Here is a 15986-nt window from a genome sequence, read left to right as displayed (position 1 = left end):
TCTTTAAAAACTGTTGTCATTTTATGTTTTCCATGTAGTCCCAAGATTGAATCGCTATTACAGCCCCTAGGAGGGCCGCTGAGAGCAAAAGTGCTTTAAGCGCCCCCATTGTAAGCCCTCCCGAAGAATCTTGTTTGGCCAGGGTAATCTTGATCGAATAAATACCAGGCGGCATTGTCTTTCCCTGGGGTGCTTCCTTCTCCGTCGAACCACTTAACGCGGCCGACAGATACTATCTTGGCACATCGATCGGCCAAGCGGGAAAAATAAATATTATGGGCAAAATCTGATGAGAGCAGGAACCAGGTAGGAGCGATCGATGACAGGTGCAACGCCATGTCCACTGTCGGATATCCCTTTTGTCCTCTGGTTGGCCAGGGCGGGTTGGTGATGAACATTTCACCAGCGCACTCAGTCAGATCAAACGCGGAGATGGATGTCATGTCTGGCACTGTGGGCTCGATGTCAGAAAAACCTTCACACCAGTGTCCGAGGTCTTGCAGGAAATCGACCAATGCGGCGTCCCCTGCACAGGGCTCATCAAACCTGGTCTCTGGCTCCAGGTGGGGCAGGAGGGCCTGTACGGCGTGTTCAGGTGTGGGGTAAAATCCACGGCCTTTCTGTGCGGCATTTTGCGGAAAATTACTACGTTTCCCCATTACGATACACCATGTTGAGCAACGAACCGGCGGCAGATATCGCGCAGGGTTGCGGTTGATGGTTTTTCGTAAGACAAAAAATCGTAAGCTTCACGAAGGAGACGTTCTATCATTTCTTTATTCATTATGCCCTCAAATTGTATTGGACGATCATGTTGTCCGTGATTGGGATAGTTCCCATGAAATATGCGCGGCAGACTTTTTTGGGGAGCGACCCTGTTAAAAATCCCGTTGTGGCTCGAAACCGTTCCGGATGTCGTAGGCGGCTTCATCGTCTTGGAGAACCCGGCAGGCCTCACAGGTGAACTGGTCACCCTGCGCGGCCTTGGGGTCAATGTCAGTATCTATCAAGACCTGGCAGGAATCGCATCTTGCCATGCTCATTCGCTGGCCCTCTCAATGCATTCGTCTTCGATGGCATCGACCAGGCTGGAATATTTGTTAGACCGGCGGTTCCATGTGCCCAGACCGCTAACCTCGAAGTTTATGCCGTCTGTGGCTTCTTCATCCTGAACCAGGGTGCATGTTAGAACCTCGACTGTTGGGCCAAATGCTGGCTGCATGTTCGGACCATATGTGATCTGCTTCTGACCGGGGAACACCTCAGCGATGATGTAGAGGAAATTGTCCTCTCCGAATGATGTGGTAAATTCAACTAATGTAGACATATTGCTTTCCTTTTTTTTGCTTTCCTACTGCCTCAACCCCGCTCTCATTTCTGAGGCGGGGCGTTGGGCGTTGGCTCTGGGAAGCCGCTGCGGTTGTTAGGCTGGGAAGTTATATTCTTTTGATATAGCTGCTTTTAAATCCTTGGCATTGTCAGCTTTAATGATCTGAAACATATGGTCAGATGTTGGGCGGGTGTTTGAAAATTCAGGCTTTAACATGCGAGCCTGAACTGGACCTACACGCTTGCGGCCGTTCATGCCAGGCAGCGGACCTGTTCCATGGTATCCCATTGGATGCCAACCCTTGCCGCCTGCGAAAACTACTGTGCAATCTTTTTTGAAGATGATCCGTTTTTTGCCGTACATTGTGTCTCTCCTGTTTGGGTTGTTCGCGTCTCTTGATTTGAAGTGTAACACGGCGTTTCACGTTGTCAAATTAAATCTTGCACTTTATGAAACAATTTGTTACAAGGGGGCATGAAACATAAACATGCAAATTTTATAGATAAGCTAGGCGGGCCTACCACAGTCAGCCAGGCTCTCGGTCTAGGATCTTCGCAGCGGGTATCCAACTGGAGAACCCGCGGCGTTTCCTGGGTATATAGAAACGATGTAGCTGCTCTTGCAAATCGGCAGGGCGTAAACATACCAAAGGGATTTTTAAATGTCCCGAAAAAATAAATACAACAATACCAAAACTGAGGTTGATGGCATCATGTTTGATTCTAAGGCTGAGGCTCGGCGTTATGGTGAGTTGCTGTTATTCGAGCGGGCCGGTGAAATACACAATCTAACCTTACAGCCCAGGTTCAATATTGTTGTGAACGGTGTTGGTTGTGGTTTCTATAAAGCGGACTTCGCCTATTTCACGCCTGACGAAAGAATGATTGAAGATGTGAAGGGAATTGCCACTGCCGTTTACAAGCTGAAGAAAAAACTTGTTGAGGCCCAGTACGGAATAAAGATAACGGAGATTAAATACAAATGAACGGCTACTTCTCATACAAGCGTGGAGCCCGCACATACCTTCTGGCGTATCACCGCCCGTGTGTGTGTACCCAGGTTGAAGGCGAGCATGAGTGGTCTGACGTTTGCGATCGGTTCCCGCCTGTGGTGGCCGAAATTGATGGCGAGGAAGTAGAGGCATTGTCTGTGGAAAGATTGATGGCCGATAGAGACACTTCGCCAATTGTTGCTCGGGGCCGACTGTCACCGGCTAAAGAATATGCTTATCTCGTGGCTAAGAAAAAATGGGATACCGATAAACGTCGAGAGAAATTATCGGATCTTAAACCAATTTTCTGAGGAGAAAAATTATGAATGATATAGGACACAATAACCCTCCAACTGACGAAGACATTTTACGCGACACTCTTGTTGAAAACAACGTAGACCTGGTCGATCGCGTTGAGGCGCTGATGGACAGCATGACGAGAACGCCTGCTGTTGTAGGTGCTGACAATGCCGGTGCCGTTGGTGACTTCATCAAGCAACTGTCTGCCGCCAACAAAGAAGCGACTGCGCGCCGGGTGGCAACAAAGGAACCATACTTGGCAGGCGGCCGGGTCGTTGATGGGTTTTTCAAAGGGCTCGGCGGTAAAGTTGAGGACGCCAAGAAAGATATGGAGGCGCGTCTAAATATCCACCTTCGCGTTGTCGCTGCTGAGGAGCGCGCGGCACGGGAAGAAGAGGCCAGCATCCAGCGTGAAGAGGCGGAACGTGCAGCCAAGGAAGCTGCTGACAAAGCTGCGGCCATGGTGACCGATGCAGACGTTGACGCCGCTGTTGAAGCTGAGACAAATGCAGCCCAAGCAGCGGCCGATTCCGCAAAGGCAGCGGCAGAGGCAACCGCAAAAGCAGCGGACCTATCACGGACCCGTGGAGACCATGGATCTGTTTCAAGCCTGCGAACTTTTTGGACGTTTTCTGATGTAGAACGTGCTACAATAGACCTCGAGGTTTTACGTCATCACATACCAGAAGAGGCCCTGGAAAAGGCTGTTCGATCATTCGTAAAAGCTGGTGGGCGTGAGCTTGCCGGTGCCCGTATCTTTGAAGATACAAAAACTGTAGTTAGATAAAGGAAAGTATTATGGGAAGCAAAGTAGCAAAACTCGAAACACCAAAAGTGAAATTAGTTGAGGCCTTCGCCGGTAAGTATGGCGTTGATGCTGACAAGCTTTTGACCACGTTAAAATTGACGGCATTCAAAGGGGATCGGCCGCCGTCTAATGAGGAGATGATGTCTCTGATCATTGTGGCCAATGAGTACAATCTAAACCCATTCACTAAGGAGATATGGGCCTTTCCAAATAAGGGGTCTGTGATTCCTGTTATTAGTTTGGACGGCTGGGTCACGCTGTGTAATTCGCACCCGTCGATGAACGGGATGGAATTTGATTACTCCGATACATCAACGAAAAATGATGGTGCTAAAAATTGCCCTGATTGGATCGAATGCTCTATCCATCGGAAAGACCGGGAGATTCCCGTGACCATTCGGGAATACCTGGATGAATGCTACAAGCCATCGGGCCCCTGGAAGAGCCACACGAAGAGAATGCTTCGACATAAGGCTCTCCAGCAATGTGCCCGTTTGGCGTTTGGTTTCTCCGGTATTTATGACGAAGACGAAGCGGCCAGGATTGTCGAGGGTGAGGTGATCGAGAACACAGCTCCAACTATGCCTAAGCGTGAAGACTTCCTGGAGGAGGAGGTCGTTGAGCATGAATCCGAAGATGTGTCAACGGACGGTGTTTTTAACTTTATTTTGCGTGATGAATTTGGGACAGAAATCGAGACTTTCGGGACAGACGATGCTTTCGTTGACGCGGCGATTGATAACCTCAAAAACGTGGCGACGGCGGACGGATCGGTTGATGCTTATATGGAATGGAATGAAGAGTGCCTGCATGCTCTTGGTCCTGTTCGTGATAGCGATAGCCGCCAGCGTTTCAACGTCGCTATGAACGAGCGGAAGGCGGATATCAAATCTGAGTTGGGAGGGCAGGACCGTGGATGATTTATTTGACCACGCCCGGTTTAATGGTCCCGTCTATGAGCCGGTGTTCGATCAAGAGCGATTAACCGGCCAGATCAAGCGCGTCTATGATGCAATGATTTTAGGTCACTGGCGCACCCTGGATGACTTGGCAATAATAACGGGCGATCCTCATGCATCCATATCGGCACAGCTTAGGCATTTGCGGAAAGAGCGGTTCGGGTCACACATCGTTGAAAAGCGTCCCAAGGGAGCTAGAGAGAGCGGCCTTTGGGAATATAAATTAACAGAAAATATCGGAGAGAAATAGATGTTAAACAAATGCAGCTTCATTGGGAATTTAGGCCGTGACCCAGAGATCCGTCTTACACAGTCAGGTTCTAAGGTGGGCAATTTTACGATTGCCTGTTCTGAAAAATGGAAGGACAAGCAGACCGGCGAAACTAAAGAGAAAACCGAGTGGGTTCGGATCGTGGTATTCTCTGATGGTCTGTGCGGTGTGATTGAGAGATACCTGAAAAAAGGATCAAAGGTCTACATCGAAGGCAAGCTGCAAACCCGCAAGTGGCAGGGCAATGATGGCGTTGAAAAATACACCACAGAAATTGTCCTCCAAGGGTTTGATGCGAAGATGATTATGTTGGATGGGAAAAGCGAAGGCGGCGGCAATTATGGTGGGCAGGAGCAGCGGCAGGAAGCCGGTTCAGGTTCTCCGGAAAGCGCGCCGGATCTGGACGACGAGATTCCCTTCTAGTGTTGATCCCAAAAGGTGTTAAGCCCAAGCGCATGAAGCCGGGGAGGCTGAAAGACGTGACCCATCTCAGGATGGTTGCCCTGCTCCCTTGCTGCGTTTGTGGCCGCGCTCCTTGCCAGGCCCACCACCTGATAGGAAATTATGGGCCAGGTGGGCCAGTGCGGGGGGCAAGCCTCAAGGCCGGTGATAATTTTGTCATCCCGCTTTGTCCTTACCATCATATGGATCTCCACCTGAATGGGGATGAGATCGAATACTTGGCCAGATTCGGCGTGAACGGACTAGAAATAGCGGAGAGATTATATGATCAAAACGATTTTACGGGGTGAGACCCAGCGGCATCACGCGATGACGGTATTGCTGGAGCTGAAAATTGATCCTGAGAATCTTCAGGAGATTATCGTGCAGCCGTACAAACGGAAGCGCAGTGAAGACCAGAACAAATACATGTGGGTTCTGAACACGGCCATTGGTGACCACCTGGGTTATTTTAAGCAGGCAATGCATTTGGAATTGATGAAACTGCTTTTGCCTCCAATCATACATGAGTGCCCCAGCGGTATGCATGAGGAATACACCACCAAGCATTTACGGATTAAAGAGATGTCGGCATACCTGGAGAAGATCCTGTTCTGGGCTGGTATAGAGCAAATCCCAATCCCACCTAAACCATATGAGGGCCCGCTATGACATTTAATGAAATTAAGATTGCATTCGGCGTAGACGACAAAGGGGCTCGGGAGTTCTTGTACCAATCGGATTTCTCCCGGTACGCTAAAACACTTGGGCCTATCCGCGTTTTCTGCATCAGGGGCGTGTGGCACCTGGACCAGAAGCCATCATCGAAAAAAGCCATACAGCGCGCATACATGGCTTATAAGATGGCGAACGGGAATAAGAAGAGGAAGAGAAAATGTGTTTAATCTGCGAGGGGACCGGGGCTATTTACCGTCCAGTGGGAAAGCTGGTCACTGAGCGGACGGAATGCGTCAAGAATGTTTATGGCCACTGGCAGGACATTAACACCAGCGAGACGGCAGTTCTGGGCGGCCTCGATGCTTGCCCGAAATGCGCGTCCAATGCTGAGATGTATTATAGTGATTATAAAGCTATTGTCGCCCGAGAGAAATCAGTATAGTGTTTTTGTGTGGTGAAAAAATTCTGGGAGTAATTACCCTGAAGACTTTCGCTTTCCCTGGTCCGCCACACATTTTTAAAGGGAAGCATGTTGAAGGGATAAAGCATTGAACCATTTCTCCGTAAAGAATTTTGAAAGTTTCCAGCACTACAAGGATAGAACACCCCCTTGGATAAAGCTGTATAACTGCACCCTAGAAGACTATGAAATTGCCAGCTTGCCTGATGTCAGCAAAGCGCACCTTTTTGCTATCTGGTTGCTAGCATCACGCTCCCACAATAAAATACCTTATGACGCACGGTTTGTTGGGAACAAGATAAACGCCACAGAACCCGTTGACCTCGACCTACTCGTACAGTCTGGTTTTATCGTTATAGATCAAGGCTGTAGCAACATGCTAGCAGAGAGCAAGCAAGATGATATACCAGAGAGAGAGGAGAGGAGAGGAGAGAGAGAGGTAGAGAAGAAAGTACTTACGTCATCTGTCGATGACACCCGCTTGATGGTTGATAGCTGGAATCGTATGGCATCTGATTATGGATTAACTAAGGTTCAAAAGCTAACGAAGGCCCGCAAAGCAAAAGCTGTGGCTCGTTTGAAGGACTGTGGTGGTCTCGAAGGATGGGACGCAGCTCTGGAGAAGGTGGCCAAAACTCCCGGTCTCCTCGGCCAGGCCGGTGGCAATTGGAAAGCCTCGTTTGATTTTCTGCTTCAGGAATCCAGCTTTGTTAAGCTCATGGAAGGCTCATACGACAATTGGACCGACACCCGGCGCGGAGGCGGCGTTGACGTTGTCGCCCAGGCATTGTCTGAAATCGAGACAGAGAGGAACGGCACATGAAAAAGTTAGCAACAGTTCGTGATTTTCCTGCAACTCTGGTTGCCGCCGTCAAGGGCCGTACAAAGACCACCGGGCTCTCACGAGATGGGGAGCTGGCATACAGCAACACATGGAAACTGCCGGTAATTACGGAAGAGATACAGGCTCAGGCATCGATCGCATTAGCCCAGATGGAAGACACACCGGATGCCACTGATTCGGACAAGGCTAAATGGGTAGGGTCATTGATGACGTTGTGTACCGGCCGCAAAGAGGTTGGTGACGTTAAGGCTAAAATCGTGGGGTACTCAGCCATGATTGAATACCCAGAATTTGTTTTTACAAAATCCAGCCTGGCCAGAGCGGCCACAAAATTCACATGGTTCCCGGCATACGCGGAGCTGGTAGAGTTTCTAGACAGTGAGGTATCAGAATACCGCACCCTAATCCGCAGACTAACATCGATCGTTGATGCGGATATCAAATCTCAGGACAGTAATATTCAGGAGCCAGTTGCAGAGCGCCGAGACCATGCGTCGAAAGTCATGGCTAATCTACGGAAAGCGATGGGGAGAGCAGAAAATGCAGATAAATAAATTGGTGCAATTAGCCCACAACACAGCCAAACAAAAAGGCTGGCACGAAACGGAAAAAAACGATGCAGAATGTATTGCGTTGATGCACTCTGAATTGTCTGAGGCGTTGGAGGCGTTACGAAAACCTGAACAGCGTGATGACCACTTACCTAACCTGGACCCGGTTGGTGTTGAGCTGGCTGACGTGTGCATCCGCATTTTTGATTATTGCGGGCTTCGTGGAATAGACCTGGAACAATGCATCACGGAAAAGATGGAGTACAATCTGAAGCGCAGCTACAAGCACGGCGGCAAGAAGTTTTAATTTAACCGAAGGAGAACGATGATGAATGAATTTGCAGGAATATCTGGTGATCGGTTGCGGTCCTTTGTAGAACGGATCGAAAAATTGGAATCGGAGAAAATTACGCTGACAGAAGACATTAAGGAAGTGTTTTCTGAAGCGAAGGGCACCGGTTTTGATGTCAAAATTATGCGGGAGATAATTAAGCTCCGCAAGATGGACCCCAATGACGCGGCAGAGCATGCCGAGTTGATCAATGTCTATAAACGCGCCCTCGGTATGCAGACGGATATGTTCTCGCAGGCGGCCGAGTGATGAAAAGCATAGGGATGTTCAAGGGGCGTCGAGATCCAATCACGGCGTCTGAGGTTCTCGAGCGTCAAGAATCGATGGCCCGTATTGAGAATGAGGTGAGGGATCGTCTTGCCGCAGAAGCGGTTGGGCCCCTCGTTGAAAAGATGGCCAAGATAATTGATGAGCATTCCTAAGTCTGGCGTTTGGTGGACCCCTGGCGCTTGGACGGCGGCCCGCTGCAAAATGTGGCGTGAAGGAGACGACGCATTTAAACATCGGCTGGAGGTTTGGGTGGAGCGGGAAAAATACAGCGGAGCTATGCACCGGACACAGTTGCCAACAGTACCCGAAACGGGTTAACATAAGTCCTCCCTGTTAAACTTACCCTGGCGCACAGATACGCGCCGGGGACTTTTCAGGGAGAAGGAAGCAAAGGAAAGCAAAATGAATATTTTAGATAATTACAATTTTTCTAATAGGGCAAGGAAAGCATTGAAGAACGACGGCTCATACACGGCGGTAAAATTGCTAATGATGAGCGACGCCGACTTGTTGCGGATACCAAATTTTGGGCGTAAATCTTGGAAAGAGATTTTGCCGATCATTGAAGAGATACGGAAAGACCCAGGGGCACCCACGTTTCGGGATTTTATGATTTTTCACAAGAACTGCGTTGCGGATATTCAGACTGAATTACGAAGTTACCAGAGCCAGGTTTCCGGTCTCCGCCGAGCGTTAACCGACGAAAACTCCGACGAAAATGTTGATGACCTAAAGAACCAGATCACAGATTTGCAGGGCAGTGAGGCTGATTGGCGTCGTCGGGCAGAGCGGTCAAAGGAGAAGGAGTCCTATTGGAGGATGGAGACGCTGAATACGTTCTGGCAGGCTACGGCGCAATTCACCCGCAGCATCGGACGGATGTATTGGAAGAAATCATAATGAACGATCCACAGAAACAGGCAACATCATTTTTCAAGGTGATGGAAAGCAAGAACTTCGACATCATGGACATGGCCGTAACCATCCGAGTGATGAGCAACCTAGTCGCGTCAAAGGCCGAAGAGCAAACAGCCGGTAAACCTTTAGTCGCGGCGGAGCATGTAAGGATACCGTTCGATGGGTAACAGGCATTATTGTTATGCGTTAATGAATCCCATAACCCTGAGCATTTTCTATATCGGGAAAGGATCGGCTGCGCGCCGGTTCCAACACTTCAAATCATCCTATCCTGTAGACAAAAGGAAGAACCCCGCCAAGATGGCTGTCATCGATGGGATAGAAGCCGCGGGCCTCAAGCCTCAAGCAATTGTCCTGGAATGGTATGACGATGAGAAGGCAGCATATGCAGGGGAGAAAGCATACATCGATAAATACGGCATGGAAAACCTGACCAACAAAAACAAAGGAGGGGCTGGTGGGCAAAGCAAGGCAGCGCCAAAGACGGCGGAAAAGGAAACAGGAACGGCTATCAAGGATTGGAAATATTCACTCAACGAAGAGCGATATTGTATCAACGTCGCCGGAGGTAAATTCAATTCAATCTCTGACGCATACCGAGACGCATATCCAAGATGCAAAGCCTCATTAAAGTCCGTAAACGAAAAGGCATCTCACCTCCTGGCCAAGGACAAGATTAAGGCAAGGATAGATATCATCAAAGCTCCCGTGATCGAAAAGGCTCAGTACACGCTAGAAGGACAGTTGGGTAAGTTCCAAAAAGCATATGATTTGGCAGAGAGTACAGATCAACCAAGCGCCATGACAGGTGCAGCGGATAAGCAAACAAACCTCCTGGGATTCTTCCCGCCGAAAAAGATAGAGCTGGATGGAGCCTTGGTGGTTACTGAGTTGTCAGCGACAGCTCGTGCGGCCAGGATTGCAGCTCTATTAGAAAAGGCGACCAAGGGTGCTTGACCTCGACCTGATTAAAGCCGCTGTTGCAAACCTCAGCAAGGAGGATGCAGAAGAGCTAGACCAATTGCTGCTCGACGGCACTCCGTTGTGGGTTCCGCTACCTGGGCCCCAGACTGAAGCGTATTACTCGGGCGCGGATATTTTATTCTATGGTGGAGCTGCTGGCGGTGGAAAAACAGATTTGCTCATCGGCGCATGTCTCACATCACATCTCAAATCAATCATATTCCGGAGAGAGGGCACACAGCTCCAGGGCATCTATGACCGGATGACCGAGATGCTTGGCAGCCGTGATGGGTTTGCAGCAAAGGATAAGATCTGGCGTTTGCCTGGCAGACAAATAGAATTTGGGTCCACGCCTAACCCGAAGGATGAAGAAAAATATCAAGGCCGCCCACATGACTTGAAGGGGTTTGATGAAATATGTCACTTTCCAGAAGCGCAATTCAGGTTCTTGGGTGGTTGGTTAAGATCTACCGTCGAGGGACAGCGAAAGAGAATCATCTGCACCGGCAACCCACCGACATCAGCGGAGGGACAATGGGTAAAGGAGTTCTGGGGGCCTTGGCTGATGAAAGACCACCCTCATCCTGCCAAGCCAGGCGAATTGGTATGGTATGCCATGATCGACGGCAAAGAGGAAATTGTCGAAAGCGGTGATCCGTTCGAGTATGAAGACGAGATGATTAAGCCGACATCCCGCACGTTCATTCCATCCAGCGTTGAGGACAATGTCTTCCTGATGGAGACCGGATACAAATCTACACTGCAAGCATTGCCTGAACCATTGCGTTCTCAAATGCTTAAAGGTGATTTCGGCGCGGGCATGGATGATCCAGTCTGGCAAGTCATCCCATCCGATTGGGTTGCTCAGGCCATGGATCGATGGTCCCCCATGGAGGCACCAGAGCGGCCGCCAATGACGAGTCTGGGCGTAGATCCCAGCCGGGGTGGACGTGATGAAATGATAATTGCACGTCGCCATTCATTGTGGTTTGACGAACCGATCGCTATTGCTGGCATCGATGTGCCTGATGGACCGACAGCGGCAGGCCTGGTTATGAAAGCCAGAAGAGATCGAGCGCCTGTCCATATCGACGTGATTGGCATCGGCGCGAGCCCAACAGACTTTCTAGTCAGCAACCGGGTGCAAACTGTTCCTATCAATAACTCAGCCAAATCAAATGAGGTGGACGCATCCAGGACGCTGAAGTTCCGGAACATGCGCGCCGAGAGCTATTGGGGGATGCGTGAGGCCTTGGACCCAGTGAACGGGCTCAACCTATCCCTGCCGCCTAATCCACGTCTGAGGGCTGACCTGACCGCACCACACTGGAAGCTGACAGCTCAGGGTGTGCAGATAGAATTGAAAGAGGACGTTGCCGAGAGGATCGGCCGCTCACCTGATTACGGTGACGCATATGTTCTCGCACTATTCCAGACAGACCGAGACGAAGATCTGCCTTGGAACCAAACCGAAGGCAAGAAAGGTGACGACTATGACCCGCACTCTTAAAAAGGGCGACATCGGTGCATTCGATGACAACATCAACCGATCGCCTCACATCTGGGGAGCCAGGCTACCAGGGCAGGGACCGTCCCAGGTTTGCACCAACTGCGGCAATCGCAAGAACGTGGACACCGAGAAGGCACCTTGCGCTGGGCCGTCATGGCAATCGATGCTGCACAAAGACAAGAGCGATCCCGACTATGACCCAATCTGATCTTGCCCGTGTTGGCGTTACCGTCGCACACGTTATGCTCTGCGATTGCCCTACATGCATATGGTACGAGGAATCATGGGGCGATATTGACCCATATGAAGATACACCAAATCCAGAAACCATTGTGGTTATGCCAACAGATGGCGGATTGTACTTACTCAGTGAAGGGATGATTCCGAGATATAGGGTTCTGGACACTGACGACAGCACGTTCGTCGGGCCCTGGCATCATATCCACTTTGATTCCTTGTTCGTCCCCATGCAATAGTGCGGTACGATAATACCACAATTTAATAGACCGGCGCTCCATCTTGTGCTAATTACGGTGTATGGACGCAATACTTGTATTTGCATCGGGCAACCATCACGCGCTGTCCTGGATGCTGGATAAGGCTCACCGGCACGTCTTTGTCTGCGTTTTGACGGACAACGGTTGGGTCAAGTACGATTGGCGCGACGGAAACCCCACAATAGAATCCTTTGCCGCAAAAGACTTCGACCTGTCTTCGTACTACCGAGACGGTGGATACGAGGTCTTATCAATACAAACGCAACGCAATAGCACCTTTGGCCCTTTCATGTTGAACAACTGTGTTGGCCACGCCAAGCTAATCCTTGGCATCAATTCATTCTCGATTACTCCCCATCAACTTTATTGCCACCTCTCAAACCGGAGCATTCTTATGCGGATCATGGACTTTATCAAACAGCTATCATATATCCCAGGTTTTGGCGGTGCCCCAAAAGCGGCAGCCCCTCCCCCTCCACCGCCACCTCCACCACCTCCTGCACCCGTTGCCAAAAAGGCAGACGAGGCAGTGTCGCAGGCTCGACGTGATGAGCAGAAGCGCGCACGTATCCAGGCTGGCCAAGGTGGAACGGTTAAGACCGGGCCTCTCGGTGTACAAACACCGGCCACAACAACAAAAACCCTATTAGGGAGCTAGACCATGCCAGAACTAGGCGCAAAGCCTGTCGGCGGCACGTTGATGGATGAGCAGACGGAGAGCAAAAACTATCCGCGGCTATATCTGAACGACGGCGATGTCGATGCTGTTCCCAATGATGCGGAGCCAGGTGACGAACGTATGATCACCGGCAAAGTGCGGGTCTCTGAGATGGGCAAAGCAAAAGACGGTTCTCGGACTGCCTCTCTGGAGGTACTAGAGCTGTACCTAGAAGAGAAAGACAAGCCGACAGCAGCCGAAAAAATGTATCCATCCCTCGATAAGGAATAGACTATGGCCTTGCTGGCATCACCAGAAAACCTTCAGTCAATGAATACGTTGAAGGGCAAGCGCGGACCAATCATCCGGCGCTATCGTAAGCTCGAGAACGATAGATCATCATGGAGAAGTCATTGGCAAGAGCTGAGTGATTACTTAGCACCTCGTCGTGGCCGGTTCTTAATTGAGGACAGCTCGAACACCCGAGGCCGCAAGCGCAACAACAAGATTATTGATAGCACCGGCACACAAGCTTTGCGGACTATGGCTGCGGGCATGATGTCTGGTATGACGAGCCCAGCTCGACCCTGGCACCGGCGCGGAGTTGCTGGAGACCCTGACCTAATGGACCGTGAAGACGTGAAGATCTGGTTGTCTAAGGTTGAAGCCGTTGAACGCGGCATCCTGAACAATTCCAATTTCTACAATTCCATGTCCACTATCTATACAGAGCTGGGAGGCTTCGGCACCGGGCCAATGTTCCGAGAGCCAAGCTTTGAGAAGGTTGTGCGGTTCCGCCCATACACGGCAGGCGAATACATCATTGCCGAAGATGATAAAGGCAACGTCGATACGCTCGGCCGGTATTTCACATACACAGTCAGCCAGGTCGTTGAGAAGTTTGTCGTCCAGTCAGATGGCAGCCTCGATTGGTCCGTATTGAGCGCGGTAACCAAGAAGCTTTGGGATGAGCAGAACTATGACGAGCTTGTCCCCATCATCCATATGATCGAACCACGGCGTTCTGAAGACCGCGAGTATGGTAAGATGGATGGCAAGAACATGCCGTTCAAATCTGCATACATGGAATATGGCGGCGATGGCGATAAGCTATTGAGCGAAGGCGGATACAAACGATTCCCAGCCTATGTGCCGCGGTGGGATGTTCTCCCCGGCGACGTGTACGGCAGATCACCAGGTATGGACACACTTGGCGACATCAAACAATTACAGCACCAGCAGAAGCGTAAGGCTCAGGCTATTGATAAACAGGTCAACCCTCCAATGGTTGCGTCTGTAAGTCTTCGCGGCAAGCCAACGTCAACTCTACCTGGTGCCAATACCTATGTGGACCCGACGCAGGGCGGAGCTGGATACCAGCCTGCCTACACTGTGACGCCTGACATATCCGGATTGGGTCAAGACATCCAAGAAGTACAAGGCCGCATCCAGCGTGGGTTCTATGCTGACCTCTTTGCAATGATGATCAATTCCGATCGTCGGCAGATCACAGCCACTGAGGTTGTTGAGCGCCATGAAGAGAAGCTTGTTCTGCTCGGGCCTGTGTTACAAAGGCTGAACGTGGAGCTTCTGAACCCCCTACTTGATGACGTTTTCGAGTTTGCCTTAGAAGCTGACCTCCTCCCACCGCCGCCCGAGGCACTTCAAGGGGTAGAGCTGAAGGTGGATTACATCTCGCTCTTGGCGCAGGCCCAGCAGGCTGTTTCGGCATCAAGCATTGAACGTACCATGAGCTTCGCAGGCAACCTGTCTGCTGTGTTCCCAGAGGTCGTTGATGTTATCGATGCTGATTTCGCAATGCGCGAATACTCGGAGATCCTGGGTAATGATCCGCAACTAATTAAAGATACAGAAACTGTCGGCAATGCTCGGGAGGCGCGAGCTCAACAGGCTCAGGCTGCCCAGGAACAAGATCAAGCTGGAGCCTTGGCCGCGAATGCCAAGGTATTGAGCGAGACGGATTCTCAGTCACCAAACGCATTAACTGACCTGTTGGGAAGTGGCGCATCAGTATGAGTATGCACATTGTCAAAGATAGCTCTAGCCCTGGTGACATCCAGAAGGCGGACGACCAGGAGAAGGACCGGGAACGTGACCTGGAATTTATCCTGTCGAAGCCTCGTGGCCGTCGCTGGGTGCATGACATTATTTACAGCACTAGCCATGTGGATCTGAACAGCCATATCCCTGGCTGCTCTGACAGCACTGCATTCAACGAAGGCGCTCGGAGTATTGGCGCAAAGATTCTCGAGGACATTCGGGCAGCCCATCCAGAGCATTACCTGAAGATGTTAGAGGAGAACCACTTTGATAGTTAATTCTACCAACTCATTTGGGCCAGAGCTTGATCCGTTCAACAATGCCAGCAAACGGCATAAACATTATTGCTTATGGATTTGAGAGGCTACCCTAATGAATTTTAACCCAAAGCTGAGGAGCTGAACAATGGCGGAAGAGACAGACGTAGTTGACGAAGTAATTGATGACCAGGTTGCAGACGACCAGGTCACAGACCAGAAACCGGCTGATGAGGATCAGCCAGGCGCGGACGATAAGAAGGCGGATGGTGATGATACCAAAGCTGACGGATCTGAGCGCAAAGAGACCAAAACCCTGCTGTCGGACGACGAGGGTGACGGATCGGACGAAGGTGTACCCGAGAAATACGAGTTCACACCGCCCGAGGGTATTGACCTCAGCGAGGACGCCCAAACAAGACTGGAAGCGTTTGGTGACACGGCGCGGGAAATGAATCTCTCTCAGGAGCAGTATCAATCCCTCATTGAGTATGACATCGAGCGTGGACAGAAAGCGTTGGTAGAAGCTGCCAATGGATTTGTAGAACGTGTTGAAGGATGGGCTGGCGAGACTAAGGCTGACAAGGAGCTAGGGGGCGATGCCCTTAATGCGAATTTAGGCACTATCAAGGCAGCTCAAGAGAAGTTCGGGAGCCCTGCACTTGCGGAGCTAGTTGGCGCACCAAGCGTTGACAATCCCAACGGACTCGGCTTGGGAAATCACCCAGAGTTTCTTCGACTGATGTTAAGGGTGGGTAAAGCCCTCGGGGAAGATACTTTCCACGAGGGTGACGGGCACAAGGCATCTGACGGTGATTCCTTGAAGCGCATGTACCCATCTATGTTTAAAGAAGCCAGCTAATCAAA

26 protein-coding genes are annotated in these 15986 nt (G+C 50.5%); 22 read left to right on the top strand and 4 right to left on the bottom strand.

Annotated features, from left to right (window positions below; translation table 11 throughout):
* Positions 1-95: 95 nt before the first annotated feature.
* The 4 genes from AAC599_RS19355 to AAC599_RS19340 all read right to left on the bottom strand — a co-directional run bounded on the left by AAC599_RS19355 (position 96) and on the right by AAC599_RS19340 (position 1693).
* On the bottom strand, positions 96-659 hold the full coding sequence (locus AAC599_RS19355) for a hypothetical protein (protein ID WP_340152043.1): 564 nt from the start codon (positions 657-659) through the stop codon (positions 96-98).
* A 219-nt stretch (positions 660-878) separates the two neighbouring features.
* Positions 879-1043 carry a hypothetical protein gene (locus AAC599_RS19350; protein ID WP_340152042.1) on the bottom strand — a complete coding sequence of 55 codons (165 nt, stop codon included), beginning with the start codon at positions 1041-1043 and terminating at the stop codon, positions 879-881.
* The gene (locus AAC599_RS19345) at positions 1040-1327 is read right to left on the bottom strand and encodes a hypothetical protein (protein WP_340152041.1); all 288 of its coding nucleotides are present in this window, start codon (positions 1325-1327) and stop codon (positions 1040-1042) included. The genes AAC599_RS19350 and AAC599_RS19345 overlap by 4 nt, the downstream gene beginning before the upstream one ends.
* Before the next feature lie 96 nt (positions 1328-1423).
* A complete protein-coding gene (locus tag AAC599_RS19340) occupies positions 1424-1693 on the bottom strand; it encodes a hypothetical protein (protein ID WP_340152040.1) in 270 nt (89 codons plus the stop codon).
* A gap of 298 nt (positions 1694-1991) precedes the next feature.
* On the opposite strand from AAC599_RS19340, the gene AAC599_RS19335 reads away from it, so the two are divergent.
* The 22 genes from AAC599_RS19335 to AAC599_RS19230 all read left to right on the top strand — a co-directional run bounded on the left by AAC599_RS19335 (position 1992) and on the right by AAC599_RS19230 (position 15981).
* Entirely contained in the window at positions 1992-2315 is a 324-nt protein-coding gene (locus tag AAC599_RS19335) for a DUF1064 domain-containing protein (protein ID WP_340152039.1), read from the top strand.
* A complete protein-coding gene (locus tag AAC599_RS19330) occupies positions 2312-2632 on the top strand; it encodes a hypothetical protein (RefSeq protein ID WP_340152038.1) in 321 nt (106 codons plus the stop codon). Before AAC599_RS19335 ends, AAC599_RS19330 begins: the two co-directional genes overlap by 4 nt.
* Positions 2633-2643: 11 nt before the next feature.
* The gene (locus tag AAC599_RS19325; protein WP_340152037.1) at positions 2644-3408 is read left to right on the top strand and encodes a hypothetical protein; all 765 of its coding nucleotides are present in this window, start codon (positions 2644-2646) and stop codon (positions 3406-3408) included.
* Positions 3409-3419: 11 nt separating this feature from the next.
* Positions 3420-4349 carry a recombinase RecT gene (locus AAC599_RS19320; protein ID WP_340152036.1) on the top strand — a complete coding sequence of 310 codons (930 nt, stop codon included), beginning with the start codon at positions 3420-3422 and terminating at the stop codon, positions 4347-4349.
* The gene (locus AAC599_RS19315; protein ID WP_340152035.1) at positions 4342-4638 is read left to right on the top strand and encodes a hypothetical protein; all 297 of its coding nucleotides are present in this window, start codon (positions 4342-4344) and stop codon (positions 4636-4638) included. Before AAC599_RS19320 ends, AAC599_RS19315 begins: the two co-directional genes overlap by 8 nt.
* Positions 4639-5082: a single-stranded DNA-binding protein gene (gene ssb, locus AAC599_RS19310; protein ID WP_340152034.1), complete on the top strand. Its 444-nt coding sequence runs from the start codon at positions 4639-4641 to the stop codon at positions 5080-5082.
* Positions 5083-5385: 303 nt separating this feature from the next.
* Positions 5386-5772, top strand: a complete 387-nt coding sequence (locus AAC599_RS19305; RefSeq protein ID WP_340152033.1) for a hypothetical protein — start codon at positions 5386-5388, stop codon at positions 5770-5772.
* Between the two features lie 223 nt (positions 5773-5995).
* Positions 5996-6220, top strand: coding sequence for a hypothetical protein (locus tag AAC599_RS19300; RefSeq protein WP_340152032.1), 225 nt, complete (start codon positions 5996-5998; stop codon positions 6218-6220).
* Between the two features lie 106 nt (positions 6221-6326).
* Positions 6327-7061 (top strand): hypothetical protein, encoded by a 735-nt coding sequence (locus tag AAC599_RS19295; RefSeq protein WP_340152031.1) that lies wholly within the window; start codon positions 6327-6329, stop codon positions 7059-7061.
* Positions 7058-7636 (top strand): hypothetical protein, encoded by a 579-nt coding sequence (locus tag AAC599_RS19290; RefSeq protein WP_340152030.1) that lies wholly within the window; start codon positions 7058-7060, stop codon positions 7634-7636. Before AAC599_RS19295 ends, AAC599_RS19290 begins: the two co-directional genes overlap by 4 nt.
* Positions 7623-7940, top strand: coding sequence for a hypothetical protein (locus AAC599_RS19285; protein ID WP_340152029.1), 318 nt, complete (start codon positions 7623-7625; stop codon positions 7938-7940). Before AAC599_RS19290 ends, AAC599_RS19285 begins: the two co-directional genes overlap by 14 nt.
* Before the next feature lie 21 nt (positions 7941-7961).
* Positions 7962-8234 carry a DUF2312 domain-containing protein gene (locus AAC599_RS19280; RefSeq protein ID WP_340152028.1) on the top strand — a complete coding sequence of 91 codons (273 nt, stop codon included), beginning with the start codon at positions 7962-7964 and terminating at the stop codon, positions 8232-8234.
* Entirely contained in the window at positions 8234-8407 is a 174-nt protein-coding gene (locus tag AAC599_RS19275; RefSeq protein WP_340152027.1) for a hypothetical protein, read from the top strand. Before AAC599_RS19280 ends, AAC599_RS19275 begins: the two co-directional genes overlap by 1 nt.
* 250 nt (positions 8408-8657) lie before the next feature.
* A complete protein-coding gene (locus tag AAC599_RS19270) occupies positions 8658-9155 on the top strand; it encodes a DNA-directed RNA polymerase subunit alpha C-terminal domain-containing protein (RefSeq protein WP_340152026.1) in 498 nt (165 codons plus the stop codon).
* Positions 9155-9340: a hypothetical protein gene (locus tag AAC599_RS19265; RefSeq protein WP_340152025.1), complete on the top strand. Its 186-nt coding sequence runs from the start codon at positions 9155-9157 to the stop codon at positions 9338-9340. The genes AAC599_RS19270 and AAC599_RS19265 overlap by 1 nt, the downstream gene beginning before the upstream one ends.
* Positions 9333-10130 carry a GIY-YIG nuclease family protein gene (locus AAC599_RS19260; RefSeq protein WP_340152024.1) on the top strand — a complete coding sequence of 266 codons (798 nt, stop codon included), beginning with the start codon at positions 9333-9335 and terminating at the stop codon, positions 10128-10130. The genes AAC599_RS19265 and AAC599_RS19260 overlap by 8 nt, the downstream gene beginning before the upstream one ends.
* On the top strand, positions 10123-11646 hold the full coding sequence (locus AAC599_RS19255) for a terminase family protein (RefSeq protein WP_340152023.1): 1524 nt from the start codon (positions 10123-10125) through the stop codon (positions 11644-11646). Before AAC599_RS19260 ends, AAC599_RS19255 begins: the two co-directional genes overlap by 8 nt.
* Positions 11630-11854, top strand: a complete 225-nt coding sequence (locus AAC599_RS19250; protein ID WP_340152022.1) for a hypothetical protein — start codon at positions 11630-11632, stop codon at positions 11852-11854. The genes AAC599_RS19255 and AAC599_RS19250 overlap by 17 nt, the downstream gene beginning before the upstream one ends.
* Before the next feature lie 950 nt (positions 11855-12804).
* On the top strand, positions 12805-13092 hold the full coding sequence (locus AAC599_RS19245; RefSeq protein WP_340152021.1) for a hypothetical protein: 288 nt from the start codon (positions 12805-12807) through the stop codon (positions 13090-13092).
* A 3-nt stretch (positions 13093-13095) separates the two neighbouring features.
* Positions 13096-14838, top strand: a complete 1743-nt coding sequence (locus tag AAC599_RS19240) for a portal protein (protein WP_340152020.1) — start codon at positions 13096-13098, stop codon at positions 14836-14838.
* The gene (locus tag AAC599_RS19235; RefSeq protein ID WP_340152019.1) at positions 14835-15140 is read left to right on the top strand and encodes a hypothetical protein; all 306 of its coding nucleotides are present in this window, start codon (positions 14835-14837) and stop codon (positions 15138-15140) included. Before AAC599_RS19240 ends, AAC599_RS19235 begins: the two co-directional genes overlap by 4 nt.
* Before the next feature lie 127 nt (positions 15141-15267).
* On the top strand, positions 15268-15981 hold the full coding sequence (locus tag AAC599_RS19230; RefSeq protein WP_340152018.1) for a hypothetical protein: 714 nt from the start codon (positions 15268-15270) through the stop codon (positions 15979-15981).
* Positions 15982-15986: the final 5 nt, after the last annotated feature.

The organism is uncultured Sneathiella sp., from assembly GCF_963976355.1.
Taxonomy (GTDB): domain Bacteria; phylum Pseudomonadota; class Alphaproteobacteria; order Sneathiellales; family Sneathiellaceae; genus Sneathiella.
The sequence above is the reverse complement of the archived record's forward strand: the minus strand, read 5'-3'. Positions and strand labels throughout refer to the sequence as shown.